At 55.0% G+C, this 26,075-nt stretch carries 26 protein-coding genes and 1 pseudogene; 15 read left to right on the forward strand and 12 right to left on the reverse strand.

Features of this window, described 5'->3' with window-relative positions; genetic code table 11:
- Positions 1-230: 230 nt before the first annotated feature.
- Entirely contained in the window at positions 231-1,298 is a 1,068-nt protein-coding gene (locus ACR3FE_RS25525; protein ID WP_458210661.1) for a helix-turn-helix transcriptional regulator, read from the forward strand.
- Here the strand turns inward: ACR3FE_RS25525 and ACR3FE_RS25530 are convergent.
- Positions 1,295-2,035: a helix-turn-helix domain-containing protein gene (locus tag ACR3FE_RS25530; RefSeq protein ID WP_458210662.1), complete on the reverse strand. Its 741-nt coding sequence runs from the start codon at positions 2,033-2,035 to the stop codon at positions 1,295-1,297. The two genes, ACR3FE_RS25525 and ACR3FE_RS25530, sit on opposite strands and share 4 nt — an antisense overlap.
- A gap of 720 nt (positions 2,036-2,755) precedes the next feature.
- Between ACR3FE_RS25530 and ACR3FE_RS25535 the strand changes: the two genes are divergently transcribed.
- Entirely contained in the window at positions 2,756-3,352 is a 597-nt protein-coding gene (locus ACR3FE_RS25535) for a DUF7344 domain-containing protein (protein WP_458210663.1), read from the forward strand.
- Between the two features lie 52 nt (positions 3,353-3,404).
- Here ACR3FE_RS25535 and ACR3FE_RS25540 read toward each other — a convergent pair whose 3' ends face one another.
- Positions 3,405-3,635, reverse strand: a complete 231-nt coding sequence (locus ACR3FE_RS25540) for a UPF0058 family protein (protein ID WP_458210664.1) — start codon at positions 3,633-3,635, stop codon at positions 3,405-3,407.
- A 206-nt stretch (positions 3,636-3,841) separates the two neighbouring features.
- Here ACR3FE_RS25540 and ACR3FE_RS25545 point away from each other — a divergent pair, with 206 nt between their 5' ends.
- Positions 3,842-4,141, forward strand: a complete 300-nt coding sequence (locus tag ACR3FE_RS25545; protein WP_458210665.1) for a PadR family transcriptional regulator — start codon at positions 3,842-3,844, stop codon at positions 4,139-4,141.
- A gap of 353 nt (positions 4,142-4,494) precedes the next feature.
- Here ACR3FE_RS25545 and ACR3FE_RS25550 read toward each other — a convergent pair whose 3' ends face one another.
- Positions 4,495-4,740 carry a DUF8028 family protein gene (locus ACR3FE_RS25550; RefSeq protein ID WP_458210666.1) on the reverse strand — a complete coding sequence of 82 codons (246 nt, stop codon included), beginning with the start codon at positions 4,738-4,740 and terminating at the stop codon, positions 4,495-4,497.
- 425 nt (positions 4,741-5,165) lie between these two features.
- Here ACR3FE_RS25550 and ACR3FE_RS25555 point away from each other — a divergent pair, with 425 nt between their 5' ends.
- The 3 genes from ACR3FE_RS25555 to ACR3FE_RS25565 all read left to right on the forward strand — a co-directional run bounded on the left by ACR3FE_RS25555 (position 5,166) and on the right by ACR3FE_RS25565 (position 8,019).
- The gene (locus ACR3FE_RS25555) at positions 5,166-5,549 is read left to right on the forward strand and encodes a hypothetical protein (RefSeq protein WP_458210667.1); all 384 of its coding nucleotides are present in this window, start codon (positions 5,166-5,168) and stop codon (positions 5,547-5,549) included.
- A gap of 157 nt (positions 5,550-5,706) precedes the next feature.
- Positions 5,707-6,663 carry a transcription initiation factor IIB gene (locus tag ACR3FE_RS25560; protein ID WP_458210668.1) on the forward strand — a complete coding sequence of 319 codons (957 nt, stop codon included), beginning with the start codon at positions 5,707-5,709 and terminating at the stop codon, positions 6,661-6,663.
- 999 nt (positions 6,664-7,662) lie between these two features.
- Positions 7,663-8,019: a PadR family transcriptional regulator gene (locus ACR3FE_RS25565; protein WP_458210669.1), complete on the forward strand. Its 357-nt coding sequence runs from the start codon at positions 7,663-7,665 to the stop codon at positions 8,017-8,019.
- An 88-nt stretch (positions 8,020-8,107) separates the two neighbouring features.
- Here ACR3FE_RS25565 and ACR3FE_RS25570 read toward each other — a convergent pair whose 3' ends face one another.
- The 3 genes from ACR3FE_RS25570 to ACR3FE_RS25580 all read right to left on the reverse strand — a co-directional run bounded on the left by ACR3FE_RS25570 (position 8,108) and on the right by ACR3FE_RS25580 (position 9,967).
- Positions 8,108-8,548, reverse strand: a complete 441-nt coding sequence (locus ACR3FE_RS25570; protein WP_458210670.1) for a DUF8160 family protein — start codon at positions 8,546-8,548, stop codon at positions 8,108-8,110.
- Entirely contained in the window at positions 8,545-9,336 is a 792-nt protein-coding gene (locus ACR3FE_RS25575) for a ParA family protein (RefSeq protein ID WP_458210671.1), read from the reverse strand. The genes ACR3FE_RS25570 and ACR3FE_RS25575 overlap by 4 nt, the downstream gene beginning before the upstream one ends.
- 448 nt (positions 9,337-9,784) lie before the next feature.
- Positions 9,785-9,967, reverse strand: coding sequence for a hypothetical protein (locus ACR3FE_RS25580; RefSeq protein ID WP_458210672.1), 183 nt, complete (start codon positions 9,965-9,967; stop codon positions 9,785-9,787).
- 344 nt (positions 9,968-10,311) lie between these two features.
- Here ACR3FE_RS25580 and ACR3FE_RS25585 point away from each other — a divergent pair, with 344 nt between their 5' ends.
- Complete coding sequence (locus ACR3FE_RS25585; protein WP_458210673.1) at positions 10,312-10,548, forward strand: UPF0058 family protein; 237 nt, start codon at positions 10,312-10,314, stop codon at positions 10,546-10,548.
- Positions 10,549-10,967: 419 nt separating this feature from the next.
- Here ACR3FE_RS25585 and ACR3FE_RS25590 read toward each other — a convergent pair whose 3' ends face one another.
- Positions 10,968-12,632 carry a transposase gene (locus ACR3FE_RS25590; protein WP_458210703.1) on the reverse strand — a complete coding sequence of 555 codons (1,665 nt, stop codon included), beginning with the start codon at positions 12,630-12,632 and terminating at the stop codon, positions 10,968-10,970.
- 270 nt (positions 12,633-12,902) lie between these two features.
- On the opposite strand from ACR3FE_RS25590, the gene ACR3FE_RS25595 reads away from it, so the two are divergent.
- Complete coding sequence (locus ACR3FE_RS25595) at positions 12,903-13,283, forward strand: DUF7282 domain-containing protein (protein ID WP_458210704.1); 381 nt, start codon at positions 12,903-12,905, stop codon at positions 13,281-13,283.
- Positions 13,284-13,570: 287 nt separating this feature from the next.
- Here ACR3FE_RS25595 and ACR3FE_RS25600 read toward each other — a convergent pair whose 3' ends face one another.
- Positions 13,571-13,723, reverse strand: a complete 153-nt coding sequence (locus ACR3FE_RS25600; protein WP_458210674.1) for a DUF1328 family protein — start codon at positions 13,721-13,723, stop codon at positions 13,571-13,573.
- Positions 13,724-15,111: 1,388 nt separating this feature from the next.
- Between ACR3FE_RS25600 and ACR3FE_RS25605 the strand changes: the two are divergent.
- The 6 genes and pseudogenes from ACR3FE_RS25605 to ACR3FE_RS25630 all read left to right on the forward strand — a co-directional run.
- Positions 15,112-16,054 (forward strand): annotated as a pseudogene (locus ACR3FE_RS25605) (bacterio-opsin activator domain-containing protein); the annotation flags it as partial.
- 6 nt (positions 16,055-16,060) lie between these two features.
- Positions 16,061-16,276, forward strand: coding sequence for a helix-turn-helix domain-containing protein (locus tag ACR3FE_RS25610; protein ID WP_458210705.1), 216 nt, complete (start codon positions 16,061-16,063; stop codon positions 16,274-16,276).
- A gap of 132 nt (positions 16,277-16,408) precedes the next feature.
- Positions 16,409-17,029, forward strand: a complete 621-nt coding sequence (locus ACR3FE_RS25615) for a helix-turn-helix domain-containing protein (RefSeq protein ID WP_458210675.1) — start codon at positions 16,409-16,411, stop codon at positions 17,027-17,029.
- Between the two features lie 6 nt (positions 17,030-17,035).
- Complete coding sequence (locus ACR3FE_RS25620; protein WP_458210706.1) at positions 17,036-17,167, forward strand: helix-turn-helix domain-containing protein; 132 nt, start codon at positions 17,036-17,038, stop codon at positions 17,165-17,167.
- 335 nt (positions 17,168-17,502) lie between these two features.
- Positions 17,503-18,069 (forward strand): metal-dependent hydrolase, encoded by a 567-nt coding sequence (locus ACR3FE_RS25625; protein ID WP_458210676.1) that lies wholly within the window; start codon positions 17,503-17,505, stop codon positions 18,067-18,069.
- Between the two features lie 330 nt (positions 18,070-18,399).
- On the forward strand, positions 18,400-18,579 hold the full coding sequence (locus ACR3FE_RS25630) for a DUF7576 family protein (protein ID WP_458210707.1): 180 nt from the start codon (positions 18,400-18,402) through the stop codon (positions 18,577-18,579).
- 211 nt (positions 18,580-18,790) lie between these two features.
- Here the strand turns inward: ACR3FE_RS25630 and ACR3FE_RS25635 are convergent, their stop codons facing one another.
- From ACR3FE_RS25635 to ACR3FE_RS25650, 4 genes are all read right to left on the reverse strand, one after another.
- The gene (locus ACR3FE_RS25635; protein WP_458210677.1) at positions 18,791-19,990 is read right to left on the reverse strand and encodes an orc1/cdc6 family replication initiation protein; all 1,200 of its coding nucleotides are present in this window, start codon (positions 19,988-19,990) and stop codon (positions 18,791-18,793) included.
- 1,071 nt (positions 19,991-21,061) lie between these two features.
- Positions 21,062-21,295 (reverse strand): hypothetical protein, encoded by a 234-nt coding sequence (locus tag ACR3FE_RS25640; protein WP_458210678.1) that lies wholly within the window; start codon positions 21,293-21,295, stop codon positions 21,062-21,064.
- Positions 21,296-21,539: 244 nt separating this feature from the next.
- A complete protein-coding gene (locus ACR3FE_RS25645; protein WP_458210679.1) occupies positions 21,540-22,337 on the reverse strand; it encodes a phosphatase PAP2 family protein in 798 nt (265 codons plus the stop codon).
- A 79-nt stretch (positions 22,338-22,416) separates the two neighbouring features.
- Positions 22,417-24,267: an ABC transporter substrate-binding protein gene (locus ACR3FE_RS25650; RefSeq protein WP_458210680.1), complete on the reverse strand. Its 1,851-nt coding sequence runs from the start codon at positions 24,265-24,267 to the stop codon at positions 22,417-22,419.
- Between the two features lie 359 nt (positions 24,268-24,626).
- Between ACR3FE_RS25650 and ACR3FE_RS25655 the strand changes: the two genes are divergently transcribed.
- A complete protein-coding gene (locus ACR3FE_RS25655) occupies positions 24,627-26,063 on the forward strand; it encodes an aryl-sulfate sulfotransferase (RefSeq protein ID WP_458210681.1) in 1,437 nt (478 codons plus the stop codon).
- Positions 26,064-26,075: the final 12 nt, after the last annotated feature.

Consider the following 26,075-nt stretch of genomic DNA (forward strand, 5'->3'; position numbering starts at 1 on the left):
ACAGTATCTCCGCGCCTTTCAGCTACGCAGCGAACTCTTCAGAAAACCCGGTCGAGAAGCACTCAAACACGCTGTCAAAGCGACTCTCTGAAATCAACAATGTGCTACACATGAGCGTTAATGTTCAGTTACGTCGTATGACCTAGACAAAATAATGAGCAATATCTCAGAATGTACGTAATAACTTCCCAAATATCAAAATGATATTATCTGTATGGAGTAGGATTTAAATGGACGTTCCAAAATTACAAGAAGACCTCCAAAACGTGTCGAACATATTGGTCCTCGCCCCCCTTACCCCTCACGGCAACCGGGCGCACATGGAGCTTGTCGCTTCGACCCCACCTGAAAATATGAGCCTCGCAGCCGTCACGTACACCCAGCCCCCAGGTCAGTGGCTCGAAGATTGGCAGCGAAGTGTCGGGTCACTCCCACGCGAGACGCAGTTCATCCACGCGAGTGGGATGGCAGAACCCGAAACCTACGACGAGAAGACGCCCGACGACGTCTCGACCGCAGTCGTCGATCCGACAGACCCGATGGAGATCGTCGTCCCACTGAGCAATTACTTAGAAGAGTGGACGGACAGTGGGACACAGCCGGTCGTGTCGGTTCAAACGTTGACCGTCCTCCTCGAGTACGTCGACTTCGATACCGCATTTCGCTATCTCCACATCCTCACGCACCGGGTACAGGCCGCCGGGGCAGTCGGCTACTTCCAGATGGATCCCGACATCCACGACCCGGAAACGATCAACACGCTCAAAACACTGTTCGATGTCGTCGTCGAGGTCTCCGAGGACGGTGCCGAATGGACGACGACACCGACCTACTCGCCGAGTACAGAGACGAACCAGACCGACGAGCCAGAATCGTCCGACGGATCGGAGTATCCATCCGACGGCCCACTGTCGTCGATACGGACGCTACTGTCCGGGCTGTTCGACCGAACGACCGCGAGCACGGAAGCGACACCGGAGCCGGAAACCAACGTAACGTCCGAGTCGGAGCCCGACGAAGAGCCGATTCCGGACGAGCGAGCACCGGTTGGGAATCTCGCGGACGAAGAGATGCTCACCGACGAAGAACGGATCCGATCGCTTCTCATCCAGTATGGTGGACGGATGAAGCAAGCAGACATCACGGCAGAGACGTCGTGGTCGAAATCGACGGTGAGCAGAAAGCTCTCGAAGATGGAAGAGAACGACGAGATAACGCGCGTCCAGATCGGTCGGGGGAATCTCGTCTTCTTGAACGGTTCCGAACCGGAAGCCTCCAAATCCCCGTTCGAAGCTTAATCTCGGTCGACGGCGAATGTGCTGGCGATCAACTGGCCGGTCGCGCGTCGTAACTGTTGCGAGATCGCCGATGTCGAGACACCAAGTTTCTCCGCGAGTTCACCCTGCGAGATGCCACGAGGAACGTCGTAGTAGCCGGACTGGAACGCGGTGAGCACCGTATCTCGCTGACGGGCGGTCAGTCTCGTCCCCTCTATCTCGGAGTCCGGATCTGCGTCGTACAGCTGTCGCACCCGGAACGTGATGCCAGCGTCTAAACAGTCGTTTCGGAGTTGGATGAGTGGTTCCCGAGACAGCATCTGGATGCGGGCGATCCACCCGCCGCTCCCGCTTTTCACGTCGAGTATGCGAACACCGAGTTCCGCGGCTGTGGGAAGGAACGCTGTCACCAGCGGGGATGGCCGTATCTGAGACACTCGATGATCCGCGGACGCGGAGAAGAGCGTCATACCGCTGACTGTCGAATCCATCTCTGTCGCCCGTTCGAACGCGGTGAAATCGTCACCGACCACGGAGACGAACAGTGACGAACTATCTACTGTGGGCGTCCCTTCCATCTGAATCGTCAGCTCGGGTACTGACTCGATGGTCGGGACGAGTACAAGTGTCTCGTGGGTGACGAAGATCTCGGCGAAGAGTGTTCTCGGAGGGGCGGAGAGAGCAGGATTCCCCGTTACCCCCGACGAATCCTCTGACTCGTCCGGCGAGCCGTCGGGATCAGATGCGCCATGTGCCATTGTTGAGAGCCTAGATATGTTGTGGATATTTGATTACCTTGCATTAAAGTTTAGGTAGTCGAAAGTGCTTCAAAATTCAAATAGCAAGCAACAATATAAGTCACTTTCTGTATTTAATTGGATGAGTTTGGGAGTACACTAATCAGGGTTCGAACATTTCGATGATCGATCGGAAAACGCGAGGGTAAATCAGTCATGAGCGCTACCACCCTCACGGCCGGATATTCGGATAGCCGCCTCCGCGCTAGGCATGTACCCCTACGTATCGTTCCCTGATTACTATAGTGGCGTTAACGTCGTCTGCCGCTTCTGGTCTGTTTCAGCCGTTGAATCGACGTTCTGGAAGCGAAGAAACAGATGACCGTTTACGACCGTTGTAGTGGACATATCATCATTTCATACAGGACAATACGCCGATAGTAGGGTCGATATTCCGGCTTTTGTAGCTCGACAAGTTTCGGCAGTTCGTCGGTCAAGGATTGCCTGATCCCCGGTTTAGTACGGTTCAAACGCTCCAAGACAGGTATTTAAGCCCGAAGGCTGTGCTTGAACCGAGTCCGAGATATATGCTGAACTAGAACATATCTAAAATATAAATTGGTAAACTTGAAAATAGTTTATAAGCAGTCTAATCGGCTTGACAAGCTATCGCAACCGTCTGCAACAAAATGGGAGAGCATTATTGGTTTATTACCCATACTAGCTATAATTCTATTCGTCATGAGCGCTGTAGAGGTTCACCCCGACGACACCGTGAAGCACACCGCTGTGGAGAAGCAAGACGAGGTAAACGTCGCGCGCGAGCTCTCCAAGGATAAGATATTCCACCTCCTCCAGACACCACGGCGGCGATACGTCCTCCGGTACCTGAAAGAGAACGACGGAGTAGTCGAGATGCGAGACATCGCAGAGCAGGTGGCTGCGTGGGAAAACGGTATCTCGGTACAGGCACTCACGTCAGATCAACGCCAACGTGTGTACATTCCACTGTATCAGTCACACCTTCCCAAACTGGACGAGGAAGGAATCATCAAATACGACCAGAATCGCGGTACCGTCGAGCGGACGGAACTCGCAAACCAACTCGACCGGTATCTCGACGTTTCAGCCCCCGATACCGACGACGCTGCTGTCGAAACCGACACCGACGTCCCGTGGGAAGCGTACTATCTCGGCGTGTCCGTGTTCAGCACCATTCTCCTCGGTGGGGTGGCGCTCGGAGTCCCCGTACTTGCGACACTCCCGGTCGTCGCCATCGCCGGGAGCATCGTCGCCATGTTCACGATCGTAACGGTAGCACAGGTTCTTTCAGAGTGACACGCAGGAAAATCAGCGTCATCGTGGCCCAGAAAGGCCATCTTCGCGCGGCTTAGTTGATGGGGGATGTGAGTTTCTCCTCCACTGCCATCGCGTCGGTGAGACTACCTGCGAGTTTGAACACTGCATCTCGATGGTCGGTCTTCGAGCGGTGGATCGACGTTGGCCGGACGCCGGTCGCCTCGTAATCGGCACAGTTGACCGGGTCACTACTCCGTCTTTCGTATCGATTCCGTACCTCAGCGAGCAGTCCGTGCAGGTGAATCAATTCTTGCTTTTTCATATCGAGGAATTTGGTTACTCGATGATTATATTATCTTGGGCCGAATACGGACACATCGACCGACGATGAAGGAAAGAAATGTGATATAGTTGCTACGAAGATGGAACATCAGATTCAAAAGTGAGCGACGCACGGTTTTTCATCCCATAAAGCGGCCATTATCATGCTCTTAACTAATACCATGTAGACATAACATCGAGTCGAACATGTACGACCTGACTGGCTTCCAGCGAGACCTGTTGTACGTCATCAACGGGTTGACCGAACCACACGGCCTCGCGATCAAAGAAGAACTGGAAGACTACTACGAAAAGGACATCCATCACGGTCGCCTCTACCCGAACCTCGACACACTGGTAGACAAAGGCCTCGTCGAGAAGGGTCAGGTCGACCGCCGGACGAACTACTACACGCTTACCCGACGTGGGCAGCGCGAGATCGAGGCTCGCCGCGAGTGGGAAGCGAAGTACGTCAACGAAAAGGGAACTGCGGAAATCGCCGACTGATTACCAGACGCAGCTCTTCCTTCTCAGAAGCCGCCCGTATATAAAACGCGGAAATGCTAACGCATAGTTTTTGGAACCATCCTTCTCATATTTACTATCGACGGCCATCGGGCTTGAATGAGCAAGCACACATGCCGAGAAATCACGACATGCCGAAACGGGTTGACGCTATCGAACGTTGTGCATACTGCCGGGATTACGTTCCGGTGACGCGCATCGAAATGGAGCTGAGCGAGAACGACACATACCTACGAGCGAGCGTAGACGTCTGTGAGAACTGCCTGGACGAATCACGATAGAGACGTTCGGTCGTACGGGGTGGGTAACCGTATTCTTCGAACGAAAGAGCTCAGTCACCGTCGATAACCGTGGCCGATGACGAGCGCGGCGACGTGGAACGCGAGGAGACTCACGAACACCGTCAGTTCGGTTCCGGGAAGCCCGCCCGGAAGGAGCGGAAGATACAGAAACGGGATCGAAACCGCCGCCCAGAACCCAAGAAACTGGACTGGCGGCGCGATGACTCGTCGAGCCATCGTGGCCGCGAACTGAAAGTCGATCGCGTTCTCGTTTCGGAGCGTGGAGGGCGTGCTTGCCATATCTCATCACACGTTTCCGGATAGTATATAACGAAAGGAGCGTTATCGGAATTTTATACCATTTTCTGGATGAAACGTCACTTTATCTGAGGGTGTCGATTTTTTACAACAGCCTGAGAAGACATGGGACATTTTATCCTGTACTCTCGGACCTTCATTTCACGATCCATCACACACTGCGAGTGACCGGTTCGTGTGAGAGAAAGGAGTGCAACAGTCGAATGGCGTTCGATTGACTAATCGTCGAACCTGATCCGAGGAGAAACACGACCAGAGACCCACACGGTAGCAATCGAGTGGAAAACCGGCCGCAGTAACCGGGTTTCGAGACTGTTGCAAACTGTTTCAAACGTCGATGCGGTACGGAATTACATGGGACAGCGTTCTGAGTTTATGTAGGGTATCCACATACAGACAATTAGAAAATGAGCCAGGCCAACCACATACCCGCCTGGGCATCGTCCCCCGAAGAGTTCGAAGCGACTCTCGAGATGCTCATCTCCACAGCTAAAAAGAGCGGCGTCGAGTTCGACCGTTCCTGGACGTTCCGTCACGACAACGACGCCGACGTGATGGTCGAGATCACGAGCCTCGCACCACGGCCCGAGCTGGCCGAGCCCACTCCCGACTACCCGCCCGTCCCAGGCGGCGTGTCGGCGATGGATTTCGAAACCGCGCTCGAAGATCTGCTCACGAAAGGACAGGACGCCGGAATCGCGTTCGACCGCTCGTGGACGTTCCGCGATACGAACCCGGACAGTAACGACGTGATGGTCGAAGTGTCGCAGCTGGCAAAACCCTCCTGCTAGTCGCTGCAGTACACCGAGCGTCGCAAAAAACTCATTTTGCCGCCCTAACTCACCGACTGCGTCACTTTTGGAGTCCGTCAGCAGTGATTTCGACCGGTCGACGAACTGCGCTGTTCCATCCGGGGGTTTAAATGTTGGCTGTGAGTATAGAACGTTGATGAAACGGTCCACTCGCCAACGGGAGCGCCGTGCGGAGCAAACCGAAACCGAGGAGGAGGCTGTACAGGGGTGTCCCGAGTGCGGGTCGAAAAACCTCGTGAGTAGCGCAGACCAGTCAGAGCTGGTCTGTGACGACTGTGGGCTGGTAGTCGAAGAGGATCACGTCGACCGCGGGCCAGAGTGGCGCGCGTTCAATCACAGTGAGCGACAGAGCAAGTCGCGCGTGGGTGCGCCGACCACGCAGACGATGCACGACAAGGGGTTGACGACCACCATCGACTGGAAGAACCAGGACGCGTACGGCCGGTCACTCTCGTCCGAAAAGCGGAGTCAGATGCACCGGCTGCGTAAGTGGCAAGAGCGAATCCGGACGAAAGACGCGGGCGAACGGAATCTCCAGTTCGCCCTCTCCGAGATCGACCGGATGGCGTCTGCACTCGGTGTCCCCCGGTCTGTCCGTGAAGTCGCCTCGGTCATCTATCGACGAGCACTCGCCGAAGACCTGATCCGCGGGCGCTCCATCGAGGGCGTCGCGACGAGTACCCTCTACGCCGCCTGCCGCCAGGAAGGAATCCCCCGGAGCCTCGAAGAAGTCGCAGAGGTATCGCGGGTGAATCAGAAAGAAATCGGACGAACGTATCGCTACATCTCGCAGGAACTCGGCCTGGAGATGAAACCGGTCGACCCGAAACAGTACGTCCCCCGATTCTGCTCCGACCTCGGCGTCAGCGAAGAGGTCCAGTCGAAGGCAAACGAGATCATCGATACGACGGCAGAGCAGGGACTACTCTCCGGGAAGTCGCCGACGGGCTACGCCGCCGCTGCGATCTACGCTGCATCGCTTCTCTGCAACGAGAAGAAGACCCAGCGCGAGGTCGCCGACGTCGCACAGGTGACCGAGGTCACTATCCGCAACCGGTATCAAGAGCAGATCGAAGCACTCGGGATCCACTGAGGCTTAAGCGCTTCAGCAATCCAGCCCAGTTTTTACTGGCCGTCAGTTCCTCCAACTAGTTGCGAGACAGGTCGACTCCGTCGTCATCGGGTCTCGGACGATCCGACGAGCACGATAGATGGATGTGTCGAGTTGCAGACTGTGTGTGAACGTCTGGCATTCTCCCTCTCTCTCCCTGGGCGTGGCTGCCAGGGGAGAGCTCACACTACGAACAGAGACGTTCCTGCTCAGACGGGGTTACTTCCGTCTTTTATATACCAAAACAGCGATGCTATCGGGCGAAGAGTAAGCTCCGACGAGCGGGGGAAAACCCGCCGAAGCCGGAAAAGGTTCGCCCGGAAGGAGAACTTTTGTGGGAGGGTGGTGACACAAGATGGGATGCCAGCCCATCGCCATCGCCTCCGGCACCGCCGAGCGAATCAGTGCAATCGCACGTTGGACGCCCACCTCGGGCGTAGATGAGACGACGATACGGTTCTACTTCGTTATATACCAGTTAAACGATATTTCCCAGTTGGACGGTTATGCAGTACCCTGAACAGCGAATGTCAGAATAAATTATCATATCTGATACCTATCACCAAGATTAATACTTTTGGTAGCTTTCTTAGAATTATGATTGATATTATCGAATTCGTCGAAGAAAATCTCGAATCGATGCTCAATTCTGGAGCAGTAGAATGTCCCTCCGAGGACTGTGTCAACCGGCGATTCCACGTAAGCATCTGGCGAGACGACGAACGAGGTTTCATCGGCGATGCATCGTGTCGTGACACGCTTCTTTTTTCGGCAGGTATTTACCAGATGGGGAAAAAGGTCGCATTGAAAGAATCAGGGTAATAGCGGAATATTGATTATCGTCACAAATTTCTCATGGCTGAGCGCCAGAATCTGTGACCGAATGATGGGCCCTAGATAATATTTGTAGTAAAGTCCATAAATATTGCCCAAATTAGGAAGGTTTATATCCACTGTCAGTCCATATCACACTAGACGACCATGTCAGAGGCACAAACCGTCAGCGAAAATGAAACCGCACGCGACCTCACCGCCTTCCAGCAAAACGTTCTGATAGTCCTCGCAGAAGAGTCCCGATACGGGCTCGCTATCAAGCGTGAGCTGGAAGATTACTACGACGAGGAAGTGAATCACGGCCGCCTGTACCCCAACCTCGACACGCTCATCGAGCGCGGACTGGTCGAGAAGAGCGAACTGGACAAACGTACCAACGAGTACGCGATCACCGACGACGGAATCTCCGTCCTCCTCGACTCATTCGACTGGCGGTTCCAGAAGTTCATCACGGACGACGAGCGGGCAGAACAGGTACGCACGCTCCTCGACGCACAGTCGTAACCAGCCACCAAGCCCTCCACGCTGTTTTCGAAGCCCTGAGAGGCGCGTACAGACGACGAGTGACTCACCTCGGGGACCAATTAGCTTCCTACTCCAGCCGACTCAGGCGCTCTCTCAGCTCCTCACCATCCAGTCCGTCGAGTGCTTCGAGTCCTGCCTGCACGACCAGCGGATAGAAGTGGCGATTCTTCTCCAGTTCTTCTCCGAACGATCGCTCGTACGTGAGGTTGAGCTCCTTGTACCGGAAGTTCAACTTGGAGCGCTGGTCTTCAGGAAGGTACATGTAGGTGCCGACGCGGGCATCTTTCACGCTCTCTGCTTTGGACTGTTCGTCCGTCCCATCCGTCTCGTCGTGTTCTGACGAATCGGCCATCTCGGACGTTTTTGACTTTACAGACTGTTCTGACATTTTGGACGTTTTGGATGCTTCTGACCGTTTTGACGATTCTGACGGTTCGTCGGGCTCGGTCTGCTCGCGTTGTGCGCGTCGGCGACGGCGAAGGCGGTCAGCACGGCTTTCGTCGCTCATGCCGTCACCTCCGCGAGTCCGAGTTGCAGTTCGAGTTCCTCGGCAACGGTGAGAAATGCAGCTTCCATGTCACACTCTTCGTCGAATTCGAAGATGGAACAGCCAGCCGAGAAGGCACGCTGAAGGGTAACTCGTTTGCGAACTTCCCAGACCGGCACGTCGGTGAACGCCTCTTCGAACCACGTGAGCATCGCATCCGCTTCGTTGGTCGTCTCGACGCGATTTGCGACGACGCCGAGGTCGCGGATCTGCGTGTCGTACTCCGCTTCGAGTACCTCAATCTGGTCGAAGAGGATTTCGAGCGCTCGCTTGCTGGTCGATTCGGCCAGCGCAGGGATGAGGACGTTCTCGGCGGCGAGTAAGGCGTTGTCGGTGAGGTTACCGAGATATGGTGGACAGTCGATGAGGATGACGTCGTACTCGGTGTCGAGTGCGTCTAAGACTTGCCCCAGTCGCTCTCGACCACGCATCGCCATCGTGAGCTCAGGCTCGACGCTGGTCATATCGATGTTGCTCGGAAGCACGTCCATCTCCTCGTGGGAGACGATGAGCGAATCGACGTCCTCGCGCGCCTCGTGGTCGGTCAACACGTCGAACAGGGTCGGTGGTTGGGCTTCGTACTCGGCTTCCAACCCCAGTCCCTCGGTGGCGTTTCCCTGCGGGTCGAGATCGACGAAGAGTACGTCGTGACCCAGGCGGTTCAACGCCCCGGCGACGTTGATCGCTACCGTGGTCTTCCCGACCCCTCCCTTCTGGTTCGAGATGGCGATTTTGGCCGTATCTGACATACGAATCAGAAAAACCGTCCAAACTACATAAAACCGTGTCAGACATTTAAATGAACATATTCTGGCGTTACAGTCTTTGAGAGTCGCATTTCTGGAAATCGATCAAAGAGAGTTCTCATGTCCAAACCAGTTTTGATACACGATCTCGAGGAGACCGTCGACGATCCGAACTCACCGACTTGCATCGAGAGACACCCCCGAGAACAGAAACACCACTCGCTCCGATGATCTCCAGTATATCTCGTCGTGATTTCTCTATCGATCTGCCCCTGATCCCCTCTACTAGTTCGGAAGAGTGAATTTCAGCCACGGCATCATTTCACGGAGAGGTGATTCCGGATTATTTACTCCCATCGTTCTAATAGCAGGAGATACCACCGATTACGTTTCGAGCGTTCTTGTATGGTTTTGTTATCAAAACCGCTTTGATCGAGACAACAGATCGCACTCAAACTGGGCGCGTCCGTCGCGCCACCGCGATGACGAGAGTTCCAACAGCGAGGACGAGTACCCCGAATGCGAGAAGTATCGGAGGAGTACCAAGCCCCTGGAGGAGACTCCCGAAGATGAGTGCGGCCCCGACGAGCAACAGGGCAAGTCCGAACCAGAACCGTCTCGTTTGACCGAACATCCCCGAGAAGTTCGGGCGAGAGAGATATAAATCGACTGGCAACATCCAACGCAGTGCATCTGTTCCAGGTCAGCACGAGTACCCAACTGGTGATCTCTCATTCTCGAATTGCCACGGGTACGAATCGACGACGACTCGGTGCCGAAAACCGAGACAGTCTCAGATAGTGGTCGATGTTCTACGGCGAATCCCGACATGAGGAGTCGAAACGACGGAAGATGTTTCCTTCCAGACCGGCGCTGTGAGAATTAGAATGATACGTTCGTTCTGATTCGAGAATCGTTGTGTGAGACAATGTCCCTCAAGGAAATACTATAGGCTTTCAGTCGGTAGTTGTCGTCGGGATGAAAAAACAAGAGCTCATTCACCTGCACGGACTGCTTTCGGAAGTACGAAACCGATTCGAGATGGAAACCGATTCTTCGTTCGATGTACCGGGCTACGACACACAGAACACGCGACCGACTTCTATTCACCACTCGAAAAACGACCACCGAGCAGCAGTGCTCGCACTCGCAGATGGTCTGGCGACAAACATGATGGAAGAAAGCGTCGAAACCGTCGCTCCTCACGCCGACTGAATTCTACACTCGAAACATCGGATAATCGCAGCGAACCATAGCGACGGCCATCGTGAAGGTACCCGTACCACGTCCCGAGTCAGTAGCTGCGCATGCGGAGACGCAGGTTGATCGAAACGCACACGATGACACAACCTCCATCGAAGTCGACCACCACCAAAATCGTCCTCCACCAGAGTCGTCCACCGCTGGAGTCGTCGGTCAACGACGTGGACATCGAATCCGTTGCCAAAAGATGAGACTACACCCAGTATAGAGGATCCAAGATGCACAATATTATCCAATTCACCTGCTGCAAGCGCTTCAAACTGAGGTCCAGAGATCGATTTTGGTTACTATTCTAACTCTTCCCCGAATTAGCGACCGGCCGGATCAGCGCTGCTGCTAATCACCTGGCATTCATCGGCTCAAAATCTGTTCTAGCCGATCCCAGTTTGCTTCAACAGTGTAAGGACCGTATTTGCGGTCAAAACTGGTGACTGCTTGTACTCACCGGTCACTTCGATCTGCACCAGCAGATCAACAGCACGCCAAATTGAGTACAGCAAGCAGGCAAACGCGAAGTAGAAAAACCGCAGCACAAAATTCTTCGACGTGGTGGCAGCCATGAACCGTTTGACGCTCTTGTAGCCACTCTCGATTTCCCACCGATACGAATACTCTCGTAACAGTCTCGGATCCCCGTTCGTTATGAATACCGAATACTGACGATAATCCGTGCAATTGGAGTTGGCCCTGCGTCGGTAGATCAGTGTTGTCTCATGCCGCTCATCGTCGTTCAATAAGAGGTTCCGGTCAGTCACGTACCGTTCTTGATCCCACTGCAGTAATCGCTTTGCTTGGGCTTGCTCACTCGTCTGCATTCGCTTTGGGACGACGTATTGAAGCCCACGCTGGTCAATTTCCTCCAAGATGTGCTGGCTGTCGAATTCGCGATCCATCAATACATTATCGACGAGAACGTGCTCTTGCGCTGAATCCAGGAGGTCTCGGACAATCTCCAAGCGAGTATCACCCTTCCGAACTGGTCGAGCATCCAAGACAATCGGTACTGCATTGCCGACGAGCTGGATCGTCGCCCACTGATAGGCGTATTCACCGTCCTTTGTCCCGATAATCTCCTCTTCATGTCCGGTACGATCTCCTGTAAATGGGTTATCTTCAGTCGTATCAATTGCAACGATACCCGCCCGATGGTACGCGTCTGTCTCGGCGACTCGATCTAACAACCGGCCGATTGCCTCACGATACATCTCGCGGATTTCGTCGATAGAGAGGTCACGAAGGTGTGTTCGATGAGTATGTCCGAGTGGCGTTCGGTCTCGCCGGGATTCAAGTGTGAAACTCCGTGCGCCTTCATTGGCCGCTAAGTTTTCTCGAAGTCCGAGATAGGTCTGCAAGTCCCAGAATGCATTTGCGTGAATTTCACAGTGTGAATTACGGCCGAGCGAGAATGCAGGATAGACGACTCGTACAAGGTGGTCTGTGAGTTTGTCAGCACTATCAAGTAGCGTTTGTTTACCGAAATCGTTCTCGTCATCTACGACATGATAGCTGGAGGATTGGGGTGGTGTATGTGGAGTTTCGACGTTTCTTCGATCCGCCTGTCTGAGAATCGTTCGTGCGCTCTCGGTGATCGTCTCTCTCAAATCGGTCGGGAAGCGGTAGTGCCACGTTCGCCACAAAGTCGATTGGTCAGGTAGGGTATCGAAACCAAGTCGTTGTCTAATCGAAGGTTGCTGTCTGAGATACTCGAAGAGTGCCGTCTCGTGACTCCATCCGTGTACTTCCTTCAGCAAAAACGCACGCACCAACGTAGTCATCTCATACCTGGGTGAGTTACTGTAGTGATCGTGTGTGCTAAAATCAACATATTGTAGTGGAACTTCGGCGACGAAATCGTCGACTGAATTGTGTCCCTTGTGGGTGAACCAGACTGTTGCGACAGTCCGAATATCTTCCTCAAGTGCATCAAGTGAGCTACGGTCGTACAGCGGTGTTGCGGCATACGCAGGCCAGTTGTAGTATGATTTTGTCGCGATCGTCCGGAAAACAGCACGCCGAGAGGTAGATGCCGATATCACTGTTTGGATGTCAAGAACGAAGAAGTAAAACTGCATTTAATATCTATAGGGAGACGTTCTCTACTCAAATCGAGAGGATAGTGAAAGATCTATTTTACTCTTCAGAAAGTATTTACCATCAAACATCAATGAGTGAATATGATGAAGGAAGCCCGTCTCAGTCAAGCGATCCTTATCCTCGGAACAGTTGTGCTCATAAGCGGGTGTCTATCAGGGATTCCATCGACAACGTCCCAATCCCCAACACCCACTGAAACCGCGACTCATGAAATGAGTGTCTCATTCTGGGGGTTGAATGGCCCGGCAGCACAGAATAAGTGGTCGTCTGAGTCCGTTCGCGTTGGGTACACCTTACCACCGAACAGTAGTGCCTTCCTTGTTGTGTACGAAAATGAGACGATGTTGGGCTACAGCCAAGCAACGAACACTCGGTCTGAACACTCTGTTGCTTCTGATGGCGATCATATTCAGCTCAATACGTCCCTCAACGGTACACATACACTCCGAGTAGTAGTAGTCGAAGACACAAACCAGAACGGCACATTTGATCCAACGACCGATCAGCCCTATCGTCAAAATGGAGAAATCGTTCGAGCAGGCCCACAAACAATCGATTTTAGCAGATTCACCACGAATAGCACCTCTCAATAGACATACACAACAATGATGGATGATCATTTGAAGGGAGAAGCCCTGCATTGAGAGCGGCGGTCTCAACTTCTGTCCGTTGCAGTTCTGTATAGCAGAATAGAGTGTATGGGAGAGAAATCAGTACTTACAGCGCCCGAACCCGCGGATTCCGAGGTATTGGTCCGTGAAGGAGCCACTTCCACTTAATCGGATAAGCGGAAGTAGATATCAGCAGGTCACCGCCCTCTACGAAGTGAGTGCGATAGAAAACGCTCCGAGAGGGGCTGTCGTCCGCGCGAGGGTGGCCGTCAGAGCACGAGTGAGATGACGGCGAGGATGACGAAGACGATGATCAGCAATCGGGCGATCTCCATCGTCACGCCTGCGACGCCGCGCGCACCGACGACAGCAGCGAGGATCGCGAGGATGAAGAATCCGATCGCGAGTTCGAGGATCGCCATCGTCACCACCACCTCGGCGTGAATGTTGCCTGGTCGCCCTGTACAACTGCCGTCCGTGCGATGGTCGGAGGCATAGACTCATGTATGACTCATCATCAGCGTACTTTGTTATCATACCACTAAATCACAGGGTACGGTCGAGATAGTCTATCCCTCCTCTCGTAGCTCACTTTCCTCAGAACGAGGGATAACAGTAGTGAGTTCCCCGTTTATGCACCTTGAAACAATTTGAAACCATTCGAAAGAAGATTCTGGGTTTATACGCTTGCACGCTAAACCGCTACCAGAAGGAACGCAGAGATGAGCGGATCGAACGAAAGCCCGACCCCCTACGAGCCCTCGATACGATCGGAACGGCAGACGCAACCAAGGCGTCTCGGAGACCGTACGAGTCCAGTGCGGCAAATCGAGTGATTCGTGACGACCAGTCCGATTTCCGATTCGGTCGCCAGGAAACCCTCCACGACGCAGCGACGAACCGAAGCGAGTAGCCGAGATCGACGAACACACCCTCGGGGGCGAGTCACTAACACCGAAGAGGTACCCCGCCACCACGAGACCCGCCACAGACGATGACCGAACCAGTCCAGATACTCTTCGTCGCCCTACCCGCCGACGCGAGAGCGACAGCGACGGTTCGGGCACTCTCGGCGGTCAACATCGAAACCGTAACGACTGCCGCAGACGCACGCGAACAGCTCGAATCGGTCGACTGTGTCGTCTGCTCGACCGACATCCCTGACACCGATCCAGTCTCGTTCTTCGAGGAGGTTCAGGATTCGCAACCGACACTTCCGTGTCTGCTCTTTGGAGACGGAGACGCCGGAGCCAGTCAGGAAGTGCTCGACAGGGATCTCGCAGACTGGGTTCCCAGAGCAGGCGGCGGACTTGCACTGGCGAACCGACTGAAGCGAGTTGCCGAGCGCATCCACCGAGATCGGCGGCTCGAAGCAGTTCGTGACGCGTTCGAGACGATGACGAGCGCCGAAACAGCGGTGGAAACCGCACAGTCGGTGCTCGATTATTCAGCAGCAGTCGTCGCCCGGTACACCAGTGACGAGGGAGCACTTAGACCGGTTGCGTGGGCAGGTGTCTCCGACCCGGACGACCGACTGTTCGACACCGAGAGCGGACTCGCGTGGACTTCCTTTCTGAAGAACGAAGCGCGCTGGGGAGAACCGAACAGTGAAACAGAAGGAAAACAGTGGCTCGCCCTCCCCCTCGGGAGACATGGTGTCCTGGTCGTCGCACAGGAATCGGATATCGACCGAGACGAGCGGATGGTCATGTTGGCGAAGACGCTCGCAGCGAACGTCGAATCGGCGTTTGCCCGCCTCGACCGTGAGTGGGAGGTGTCGACGCGGGATACAGCACTGACGAATGCGGAGATGGCGCTCGAACGCCTTCGACGGCGTGAATCGGTCGTTCGAGACGTCCTGGCGGTACTTACCGAGGCTCGGACGCGAACCGAGATCGAGAAGGCCACCTGTGAACGATTGACGAACACGGATACGTATCGATTCGCGTGGGTCGGTGAGTACGACGCCGCGACGGAGGATCTGACGCCCCGGACGTGGGTCGGTGACGACCAGTCGTTCCTCGACGAGCTTTCGATGACCCCGATCGACGGGGCGATCGAGACGACGACGTGGACGGCAGTTCAAACTAGAGAGCTCGCGGTCGATCCCGATCTGCTCGGTGAGCCACCGTACGAATCGTGGCGCCAGGAGGCGCTCAAACGAGGGTACCGATCCGCTATCAGCGTCCCGCTCATCTTTCGTGGCACCATCTACGGCGTGTTGACCGTCTACGGCGGCGAACCCGATTCGTTCGGCACGAGGGAACAACTCCTCATCGAAGACGTGGGCAAGGCAGTCGCCTACGCCAGAAACGCTATCGAGAGCAAGCGAGCACTCGTCAGCGACAGCACCGTCGAACTGGAGTTTCGAGTTCGCGATTCGGAATTCACCGTCATCGAGTTCGTCCAGATGCTCGACTGCCGGTTCGAATTCGAGAGCGTCATCCGTGAAGCTGACGACACGCTTCGCCTGTTTTTCACGACCGAAAAGACGACACCGGAATCGGTTCTCGAGTTTTCGGATCGATCGCTCGTCATCAACGACATCAGACACATCACGAGCAGAGGCGACAGAGACCTCTTCGAGTGTTCTATCTCCGGGGCGAACGTCATCTCGTTGCTGCTCGACCACGTGTGCGATCCCGAAAGCAGCGACTGCAGAGGGTGCAGAGGCCAGACTCACCGTCGAACTACCACAGTCGACGGACGTGCGCCGCTTCGTCGAGACCTTCCAGAATCGCTACGAGAACACGGAGCTCGTGGCACGTCGGAAGCGAAACAGGCCGATCCAGACGGAACACGACTTCCGGGCGAAGCTGAAACGCCTGCTCACCGACCGGCAGTCCGAAGCACTGGAGACCGCGTACTGGAGTGGGTTCTTCGAGTGGCCGCGTGAGAGCAACGGGCAAGAGATCGCCGAATCGCTCGGCGTCTCACAGCCCACGTTCAATCGGCACCTTCGAGCAGCCGAATGAAATTTACTTACGGTATTGTTCGAGGACGAATAATCGTCAGACGTGATTTATATATATAGAGCCCCCGAGGAAATTCGACTACCCATCTAGCTACAACACCCATCTGTTGGCCGTTAGTTATATGTTATGTAGATGAGCGGAGAATCCAACAATGTCACTAATCAGCCACCTTCCGACGGTCTTACCGAGCTAACACCGACGGTATCGGATGGCGACACCCCTGGTATCGAGCGACAGCTATACGACATCGTCGCAGAGGTGTCCCTCTCTGGTTCTGATCTCCTGCTTTCGCCCACACTCAGATCAGTTCCGGACACCACCGTCAGAACCGAGTACGTGACGGGAACGACACCAGAATACCTGTTCATTTCTGTCTTCGGAGAGTCGTTCGAAGAGTTCGAGCGGGCACTTCAACGTGATCACACCGTCGCCGAGCTAGCACTGGTCGAGACGTACGAAGGCGGACGAGTGTACCGACTCGAACCGATATCGAGCGTGAAGCTAATCGCTCCCCGCTGTCCCGAGCTCGACGCGCGAATCCTCGACGTAGAGAGTGGCGACGGAGGGTGGAACGTCCGAATGCAGATACCGTCGCGTGAAGCACTCGTCGCGTTCCGGGAGTACTGTCTGAAGAACGACGTGACGTTCCGCGTCAACCAGCTTGGAAACGCAGCAGACCGCGAAGAGATAGACATCGTCGGCCTGACCGAGAAACAGAAACGACTGCTTCGGATGGCGTACGAATGTGGATAATACGAGATTCCACGCCGAATCTCACAGAACGAACTGGCTCGAAAACTCGACATCTCGACGTCGGCAATCTCTCAACGACTCCGGAGAGACACGGAGCAACTTATCGGAAGCACGCTTGCCGTCGATAAAGAGCAATAGCCGCTTCTACCGAAGGATTCTACGAGCTTCCGTCGAAAGGTCTGTGACCGGATTCTGTCGAACGAAGGAGTTTCACGGCAAGATTCTGTCGGTCGGAAAAATATTCTAGCGGTCGAAGAAGTATTAGTGAAAGGTATCCGGTGATATTTCGTGACAGATATTCGAGTATCCTCGTAGTAGTTCCTCGACGATCGAGTCGATCAAGCGAGTTCTGGCAAGAGAGAGTCAGTGAGTGCAGAACTTAAAGTCTACACGTTCGAAGCCCTAGCCTTTGGGAGCGACATTACATAGCAAGTCCTGATGATGCTAGGGGATGTCAAACGTCCGGTGGCTCTATGAACAAGTTGGGTCACTGGGGTATCGTATTGTTCGTGTTCGGATTCGTCGTTTTCGGTCTCGTCGCACGGAACAAACTCCGAGGCGCAAAGATCGTCACGGTGACAGGACTCCTGATGGGGGTCTCACCGGATATCGATCTTCGCATCGCCGAACTCGCACACCGGGGTATCACACACACGGTTCCGGCTGCCCTCGTTGCAGGCGTCGTACTGGCCGTGATCGCGTTCTCGTTCAAGCCGTTCGCACTCTCCGGAAGAAGAGAAGAGGCGTTCTACGGATTCCTGACTGGATTCGTCGGGGTCAGTTGCCATCTCGTCGGTGACTTGATCACTCCGATGGGAATCAAGTTCTTCTACCCGTTCGTCGAGCGTTCGTACACCCTCGACCTTGTACACGCACATTATCAGCCTGCGAATCTCGCGCTGCTCGTCCTCGGTGTGATGACGTTCCAGACGACGGTTCGACACGCAAGAACGTCCGACCCGGTACCGACGTACGCTGCCGGATTCCGCCGTTCCGACTTCGGTCTCGATACCGAGACGGAGACGGACGTCGACGCCTGAAAGACGATTCCTTTCTGAACCACCCCGCTCCACATCATTCCCCTCCACTCCACCTCCTATTCAGCCTCGTGAATACATATTGAACCTCCTGACGGGAGTGGTGCTATGTATGTAGATAGAAGATATTCGTTGTACAGGAAACAACAGAATAGAGGAAGACAACAGAATAGAGGAAAATGAGGGAGAATACGACCACATGATACTCTCGGATGAATTGAAACATATCTGTATTAGTCAATGGTGTCTTCGGGTTCGTTTATGAAGATTAAATTATATATCGGATAAAACATGTGTAAATGACAAGGGACAGTGATGAATAGAAACAGCGGGATGGGATGTCATGCATCGGTGGTCTCGGTGAAAGAGGCAGGTTCGGAAACGTGTTCGAACTGTGGGAAGCAAGTCGAGACCGACGAGTGGCATCCTGTCGTCGGAGACAATGACGGGAGCGGATTTCGAATCCACGCGTTTTGCGACGAGACGTGCCGCGATGCGTGGACACGTAGGTAACGCTGCTGGGGGTGGTGATACAGCAGACGACCAAGAGAGGAACTGCAGGAGCAAGGAGCAGCATGTGTGGACACCGCGTTTCCGATGAAAGTCGAGGCAGAGAACAGTACTAGCAGTTCACAGTTCTGGGACGGCTAACCGATAGCGACTATCATCATTTGGAGACGATCACAGCACCCCATCATCATTTGGAGACGAAAGAAACACTCTTTCACCCTTCGGAGACGAGGACTTTCTTCACGACCTGTGGATCTTCGAGAAGCCGATGTTCAGTGTAGCTCCCTTCAGCACTCCCACCGCTCTGGCGGGCCTGCTCGATGACGTCGAGGAACGCCTGTTCCCGGAGGAGATCGCGCACCCGTCGGGTCGAAAGCGGGTCGCTATCCATCTGCCGACAGACCTGTTCGTACACCTCGTAGACGCGGCTCGTACGGAAAGCGTCCACATCCGGATTGTCGAGCGAGAGGATCGCGAGCGCCTGGAGTGCGTACTTCGAGTGCGGTGTCGCCCCACGGATGAGTTCACGGAATCGGTCGTTCTCGGCGCGTTCGCGGGCTTTCTTGACGTACTCCTCACGGACGGTTTCCGCGCTCTCCGCCTGGGCGAGTTCGCCCGCGTAGCGGAGTATGTCGATCGCTTTGCGCGCGTCCCCGTGCTCCTGTGCTGCCTGCGCGGCTGCGAGAGGAATCGTTCCGGGTTCGAGGACGCCATCCTTGAAGGCGTCACTACGTGCCTCCATGATAGAACGAAGTTGGTTGGCATCGTACGGCGGGAAGACGAACTCCCGTTCACAGAGGCTGGATTTGACGCGCTCGTCCATCCGGTCTTTGTACTTGATCTTGTTACTGATACCGATGACACCGAGTTTACATCGCGTGAGTTTCCCCGCCTCACCTGCGCGAGAGAGCTGCATCAGGATGTCGTCGTTCTCCAATTTGTCGATCTCGTCGAGGATGACGACGACCACGTCGTACAGCCCGTCGAGGATGCGCCACAGTCGCTTGTAGTAGGTCGAAGTCGAGATACCCTTGTCAGGGATAGAAACGTCCGTTTCCGGTGTGTTCGTGGCGGTCGCGATGGTCTGGACAGCCTGTGTCTCGGTGCTATCCTGCGCGCAGTCCACGTAGGCGACACCGACGGTGACTCCTTCTTCATCTGCTTCGTCGACCAGTCGGCGCGAAACGTGTTTCGCACAAAGCGATTTTCCGGTTCCCGTCTTTCCGTACAGGAGGACGTTGCTCGGGGACTGGTTGAACAGCGCGGGATTGAGAGCGTTGGCGAGGGCGGAGATCTCGTCGTCTCGCCCGACGATTCGACCGTGATCCGGCAGGTGATTGATTTCGAGAAGTTCCTTTTTGGCGAAGATGGGATCTTCCCGAGAGAAGAGTTCGTCCGAGTCGGCGTCGCTCATAGACACCACGTTTCCAGTGAAATCTCTTTACTGTTCCGGGGGGTGAACGTGCAACGAAAAAACACGTTTCGTGACGAGATTCGTGGCGAGAGCTGTTTTCCCACGGGTGGATGGAGATCGAGTCGCCTGGAATGGGATAGAGTGAGATAGAGCGGAGTGATGGAGGAGAAAGTGGGTTGGAGGGGGATGTATGGTGGCTGGTGCAGGATGGGCTGGAGTACGGTGAGAATTGTTACTAGAAGACGTGCTCTAGTCGAGTTTAGCTGAGAGACACACACCGAGTTTCCAGTGAAATGGGGGGGGAAGAGTGGGGTGGGGGGTGTTGGGAGGCGGGGATATTTGCCGATATTTTTATAACGCGTTCATCATTTCCTTGTGTTTCTTGGCTTATCTGCCGGAGATTTTATATAGTTTGTTTTCTTAAAGTCCATTAAGTTAATCACAATAAGAGTAAACCATGACTTTGTCACGGGTGTGTGCACTCGAAACGGGGGGGAAGAGTCACTCTTGTTCTGTGTTTCACTGGAAACATGGTGTGTATGTGCTATGAGGCTGAGCGAGGAGTGTCGTTGAAAATAGTGTAGAATATGTTTCAGGGGTCGTTGTGAGGGAAGGGCAAGAGTATCGTCGAGACGGTTTTAACGGGTGTGAGCATCAGCTGGCGTGGCGAAGTCGAGCAGCAGCCGACGAGGTGGAGTCAAGCACCATCGGACATGGCTGAGTACCGGCTCTTCCGTCTACTACCGTTTTGCTTCTCGGCCTTCCGTTGCTCCGCATTCCGTTTCGTTTCCTTACCCCTTTTCGCATCTTCACTCCCTCTTTAACGTCTTTATTTCCCCTATAACGTCTCCACTTTCTGCTTGCGATTTCAGCACACCGTGTTTCCGGTGAAACGGCAGATCTTTGAGCACACCGAGTTTCCGATGAATCTTGGCGCTTCAGTGCTTCTTTCCCGCTTTTATCTCGACATCCGATTCGATATTTTCTTTAACCATAATTTTTTGATAATACAGATACTGTGGTAAACGCTTTTCAAACCTTTCCTACACGGGATCTCTCTATACTATGATTCTATTCATACATGGGTTCGAGTTTGCACACCGCGTTTCCGGTGAAACCCGTGTTTTCGAGTGTTGTAACTACGTATCTGTGACTGATCGACACCTCGTTTCCGGTGAAGACGTATCTTGAGATTGCCGATTTCACCGGAAACGAGGTGTCTTCTCGATTGTTGACAACCTCTGCCTTCTCTACCCTCCATTTCAGTCGATCATCGACTCTCTTCTCTCCCAACCCCCATTTCATCTGCAACCTCAACCACCCTCTCACCCCATTTCACTGGAAACCCGGTGTGTGTCTCTAAAAGACAATTGTTATCATACCACATGCCATTCTATCCACAAACTGAACCCACCGCTACTCCATCGAATTCGAGCCCAAGCGGCGACCCACTTCTTCCAGTTATCGAACTCGACAGACCCTCTTTGATCGGGCTCGACCAGATGACTCTCTCACTTTCACTGCGAACGTCGGTCTCGTGTTTCGCCTATCATCGCGAACGTCGGTCTAGCAACCGTTCCGCGCCGAGAACACTGACGATCCCGAGAAGGATACCCGCGAGTACGTCCGTTCCCCAGTGGATGCCGAGGTACATCGTGGCGACAACGATGCTAGCGGCCGTAGGAATCGCCACTAGGGTCCATCTGGGATACGCCTCACGAGTTCTGTATGCGAGCAGGGCGACGCTGACCGACAGCGAAGTGTGTAGGGAGGGAAAGACGTTCGTGTTCGCGTTCACCTCTCCCGTCAGGATCTGGGACTGGGGATACGTCGAGTAGAGCAGTGGGGCTACCACGTCCGGAATCAGGTTCCGTGGTCCATACGAAATAAAGAGGATGTAGCAGACGAGCCCCAGTCCATAGTTCAGCGCATAGGCGATGGTCGTCTCTTTCAGCGGTCTCTCCTCCGGGAGCGCGAAGTAGGCCACGAAGGGAAATACGAGCAAGAAGACGTAGCCATAGATGTACATGAACGAGAAGTACGCCGTCAGCTCCGGCGTCGCGACCGACTGAACGGTGCCGACGAAATCTCCCTCAACCGCGTGAATCAACCCCGTGATATTCCAACCGATGATCCACGACAGCTCTGGTCCGTACTCACGGGCGACATTGTTCACTGCAAGGACGACGATCAGCAGCCCGAAGTGGGGTAACAGCGCTCTGATACGCTCTCGAAAATGTCCGCGTGCGCGCTTGAGGCCCGACACTCCGACGACCGCTGCCGTGGCTGTTGCCAGCATCGCGATCTCGCCGACCAGCACGAGACCGGCAATCTCGGCTAAACTCATGTCGTGTCCTCCTCCGCGTCGTTCTCGTCTCTCTCTTCGTCCTCTTTCGTGTCCCCGACTGGCATTTTCACGGTCATTCTCAGCGTCGAAGCAGCTTTCCGTCGTTCGTGTACCGATACCCTGCCTTCTTGAACGCCGCTTTCGCCTTCGAGACGTTGAGATTTCCGTTCTCACCGGGGAACGGGAGCTCGGAATCGTTCCCCGACCAGCGTAGATCTTCGGCGAGCGATTCCTGACGAGCCAACGGACTGGTCGCTGGATCTGCGTAGCCTCCGAACACGCTCTCGACGAGGTACTCCTTATCGAGCAGTCGAGCTACCGACCGCCGAAACCGGACGTTGCTGAATGGGGCCTTTCGGGCGTTGAAACCAACGTGGTACATTGACGGCGATTCGTCGACGTGCAACTGGACGTTCTCTGCCCGCCCGATGTCACGCACTTCGTCTGCCGTCACACTGGTCGCCGTCCCGTCTGCGTCGTCGTTCAGGACGAGTTTCGCCGCCGCCGCCCCCGATGGAACGATGATGAACCGCAACTGCTCGAATCCGAGTCCCCCTGCGTATCGTTCGATGTATGCCGGTTCTGGCGTCGGGTCATTTTTCGGGTCGAGTTTATCGTCGTCGGTGTCGATGCGCGAGAGGAAGTGACGGTCGAACCGTTCGAACGTTACCGACTGCCTGAGCTTCGCGCTCTTGAACTGCAACGGCCCGCTTCCGACCGGCTGCATGTTGTTCCAGACGAGCGCTTTCGTGGCGGTCGAGTCCGTGCCGAATCCCGCGATCTCGGCCTGTTTGTGCTTCGATCTCCAGATGTGCTTCGGCAGGATCGGTATCGTGAATGCCTGTACTGCGACCGCTCGGCTAGCTGCCCCGAACTGGATGCGAACCATTCGCTCGTCTATCGCAGTGGCCGACTCGACGAGCGAGGATGCGCCCCGAAATCGCGGTGCTGGAATCGGACTTTCGTGCGTTCCAATCGCAGTGTCACCGAGGTACCGGTAGGTGAATGCGACGTCTTCCGCCGTGAGTGCTGCTTCGTCGTGCCAGAACAGGTTGTCCCGAAGCCGCATCTTCACGACGGGCTTCTTCTGTTTCTTCTCCGACTGCCACTCCCACGATGTGGCGAGCCATGGCCGAACCTTCCCGTCGATCCACCGCCCGAGCGGGTCGTACAGCAGCCCGAGTATCGACCCATCGTTTCGAAACTCGACCGAGAGAGGATTCAAGTTCTCTGTCGGACGTGAATCCTGGAGCGTCATCCGTAGTCGTCGGTCGTTGCTTCCGCGTGACTGGAGGGAGAAGTAACCGAGCGGAGAGTGGACGCTTCCGTGGTCTGTCCACCCATCGAAGCGGTCGACCCGTGTTGCACGAATCTCGTCGGGGAACGCGACGACGGTGAATGGCTGATCGCGCGCGATAGAGTGCTGGAGTTCCCGCAGCGTCTTCCTCCGCTGGTGTCCACTCTGTCGTCGTTGTGCTGTGAGTTGTTTATCTACACCGAGATTCGCGTACCCGAACGGGTTCTGCCAACCTGCTTCGGTGTCGAATCGTGAGTGGAGGAGCGTTCGCAGTTCGTCTGCGTCGTGAAAGCCAGGATGGCTGGCGACGTAACAGTCGAAAGACTGATTCAGGAGGATCTCCCGCTGGAGTTCGACGCGCTCCATCGGCACGACCTGTGCCGAGACACCGACTGCTTCGAGCTGCTGGGCGAGAAATCGAGCGATTCGAATCGCGCGCGGGTCTGCGTCCGCTGGGAGGGTCTTTATCGAGAGCGAGATCTGTTTCGGTTGGTCACGACTCACTAACGACCGGGCCTCTTCGATACAGCCGCTTCCGAGCGCCATCCCGAGAGTGGCAAGTAGCTCTCTCCGCCCCGTCTTCGGGAGGTCTTCGGATACGCTGGATAGATTGGAATCTTGCTGCGATGACATATCGATTGGCGGTGGTGGTCGCGCCGACGGCGAGTGGTCGATATATAACCTCGGCGCAGGGGGTTCGTTCGCACTAAACGATAGTCGGGAGTTGGTATCGATACCGAGACAGTCGTTCCCTTTTATTATACAGAACTTAATTTCGACGCCGTTCTCACCGTGCCCTGTTCCCTGAAAACAGTTCTCACGTTACTATCTATCCCAAAAAGATGACAATATTTCGTCTATTTCATGAACCAAATGACGGATTTCCAACTGTTTCAGATCGGTTGTGGGACGGCAGGTAGTTGTTATAACGTTCATTCGTCGTTCAAACCGTGCCTGAACGGCTTAGCGACGAGATAATAAAAAGTGACTAGGTGTACAATAGGGTACAGATGTCCGCTCGGAAGTTCTATCGTATCGCCTTTGCATCCCTCGTCGTCCTCTCAGTTCTCGCTCTGGCGAACGGAGCTGCGAGTTCATCGGTCGGACACACCGACAAGCAGATCCGTCAGGCAGATCTCTCGAGCGGCGGCGGTGAGAAAATCGCACCACAGACCGACAACATCACCGTCATCGCAACCGACTCGAATACGTGGCTCGGTAAGGAGGGTGATGGGCCGCGTGCCCGCGCCGAACTGGTTGCGTTCAACCCGAACGGAACGGTGCTCTACTACAACGACACGCACACTCGCTACTGGGACGTCGACCCCGTGAAGGGAACCAGTGCGACCGTCGAATACCTCTACGCCGACCACATGAGCAAATCGGAATGCGGCGGAAGCGAGGTGTGTACGCGCAACGGTATCGAGCGCGTCAACCTCTCCACCGGGGAGGTGACGCCCGTCTTCAGTCGCGTCACGCCCGGTAAGCACTCGACTCGATGGCACGACGGCGACCGAATCAACCGGTCGACGTACGCTATCGCCGACATCGCGCAAGATCGGGTGTTCGTTGTCAACACGACGACGGGTCTCGTGGAGTGGTCGTGGGAGGCACAGAACGACTTCGACACCAAGACGAGCGGCGGGCCATATCCCGAAGACTGGACGCACATCAACGACGTGGAAGTCCTCGAAGACGGGCGACTGATGGTCAGCGTCCGGAATCACGACCAGGTGGTCTTTCTCGACCGGGAGACGGGCCTCGTGGAAAACTGGACGCTCGGGACCGACAACGAACACGAGATCCTCTACGAGCAACACAACCCGGACTACATCCCCAAATCGCAGGGTGGCCCGGCAGTCCTCATCGGGGACTCCGAGAACAATCGTGTCGTCGAGTACCAGCGCGAGAACGGTGAGTGGAAGCGGACGTGGATGTGGCAGGATTCCAAGACGCAGTGGCCCCGTGACGCCGACCGCCTGCCGAACGGCAACACCCTCATCACCGACTCAAACGGTAACCGGGTCGTCGAGGTGAACCAGCAGGGAGAGGTCATCTGGTCGGTCGATATCGCCTTCCCGTACGAAGCAGAGCGACTCGGGACGGGCGACGAGAGCGCGGGCGGCAAGAGCGCGAAAGAACTCGGGCTCGGATCGAAAGCCGAGAAGAAGAATCCAGATGAGAATGGTCAGAAAGCTGGCCAGAAAGAAAGTATAGCTGGACGCATCTGGTTACAAATAAAGAATCTCGTCCCCGGCAGGTACATGAACGCCTTCATGTACATCCTGCCAGCGTGGATGGGGCCGACCGAGGTGCTCGCCCTCCTCGTGCTCTGTTTGGGCACGGTTTCGTGGGCAGCCACCGAATGGCGCTGGTCGTCTCGGTCGTTGTCCCTTCCCTGGACGATACACGTCGAACGGAGGCGATGACCATGTGTGGAC

The organism is Haladaptatus rarus, assembly GCF_054177585.1.

Bases quoted from the DNA above. Each gene is read 5' to 3' on its own strand.
- ACR3FE_RS25525 (WP_458210661.1), top strand. From the start codon at position 231: ATGGACGTTCCAAAATTACAAGAAGACCTCCAAAACGTGTCGAACATA.
- ACR3FE_RS25530 (WP_458210662.1), bottom strand. From the start codon at position 2,035: ATGGCACATGGCGCATCTGATCCCGACGGCTCGCCGGACGAGTCAGAG.
- ACR3FE_RS25535 (WP_458210663.1), top strand. From the start codon at position 2,756: ATGAGCGCTGTAGAGGTTCACCCCGACGACACCGTGAAGCACACCGCT.
- ACR3FE_RS25540 (WP_458210664.1), bottom strand. From the start codon at position 3,635: ATGAAAAAGCAAGAATTGATTCACCTGCACGGACTGCTCGCTGAGGTA.
- ACR3FE_RS25545 (WP_458210665.1), top strand. From the start codon at position 3,842: ATGTACGACCTGACTGGCTTCCAGCGAGACCTGTTGTACGTCATCAAC.
- ACR3FE_RS25550 (WP_458210666.1), bottom strand. From the start codon at position 4,740: ATGGCAAGCACGCCCTCCACGCTCCGAAACGAGAACGCGATCGACTTT.
- ACR3FE_RS25555 (WP_458210667.1), top strand. From the start codon at position 5,166: ATGAGCCAGGCCAACCACATACCCGCCTGGGCATCGTCCCCCGAAGAG.
- ACR3FE_RS25560 (WP_458210668.1), top strand. From the start codon at position 5,707: ATGAAACGGTCCACTCGCCAACGGGAGCGCCGTGCGGAGCAAACCGAA.
- ACR3FE_RS25565 (WP_458210669.1), top strand. From the start codon at position 7,663: ATGTCAGAGGCACAAACCGTCAGCGAAAATGAAACCGCACGCGACCTC.
- ACR3FE_RS25570 (WP_458210670.1), bottom strand. From the start codon at position 8,548: ATGAGCGACGAAAGCCGTGCTGACCGCCTTCGCCGTCGCCGACGCGCA.
- ACR3FE_RS25575 (WP_458210671.1), bottom strand. From the start codon at position 9,336: ATGTCAGATACGGCCAAAATCGCCATCTCGAACCAGAAGGGAGGGGTC.
- ACR3FE_RS25580 (WP_458210672.1), bottom strand. From the start codon at position 9,967: ATGTTCGGTCAAACGAGACGGTTCTGGTTCGGACTTGCCCTGTTGCTC.
- ACR3FE_RS25585 (WP_458210673.1), top strand. From the start codon at position 10,312: ATGAAAAAACAAGAGCTCATTCACCTGCACGGACTGCTTTCGGAAGTA.
- ACR3FE_RS25595 (WP_458210704.1), top strand. From the start codon at position 12,903: ATGAGTGTCTCATTCTGGGGGTTGAATGGCCCGGCAGCACAGAATAAG.
- ACR3FE_RS25600 (WP_458210674.1), bottom strand. From the start codon at position 13,723: ATGGCGATCCTCGAACTCGCGATCGGATTCTTCATCCTCGCGATCCTC.
- ACR3FE_RS25615 (WP_458210675.1), top strand. From the start codon at position 16,409: ATGAGCGGAGAATCCAACAATGTCACTAATCAGCCACCTTCCGACGGT.
- ACR3FE_RS25625 (WP_458210676.1), top strand. From the start codon at position 17,503: ATGAACAAGTTGGGTCACTGGGGTATCGTATTGTTCGTGTTCGGATTC.
- ACR3FE_RS25630 (WP_458210707.1), top strand. From the start codon at position 18,400: ATGGGATGTCATGCATCGGTGGTCTCGGTGAAAGAGGCAGGTTCGGAA.
- ACR3FE_RS25635 (WP_458210677.1), bottom strand. From the start codon at position 19,990: ATGAGCGACGCCGACTCGGACGAACTCTTCTCTCGGGAAGATCCCATC.
- ACR3FE_RS25640 (WP_458210678.1), bottom strand. From the start codon at position 21,295: ATGAAATGGGGGTTGGGAGAGAAGAGAGTCGATGATCGACTGAAATGG.
- ACR3FE_RS25645 (WP_458210679.1), bottom strand. From the start codon at position 22,337: ATGAGTTTAGCCGAGATTGCCGGTCTCGTGCTGGTCGGCGAGATCGCG.
- ACR3FE_RS25650 (WP_458210680.1), bottom strand. From the start codon at position 24,267: ATGTCATCGCAGCAAGATTCCAATCTATCCAGCGTATCCGAAGACCTC.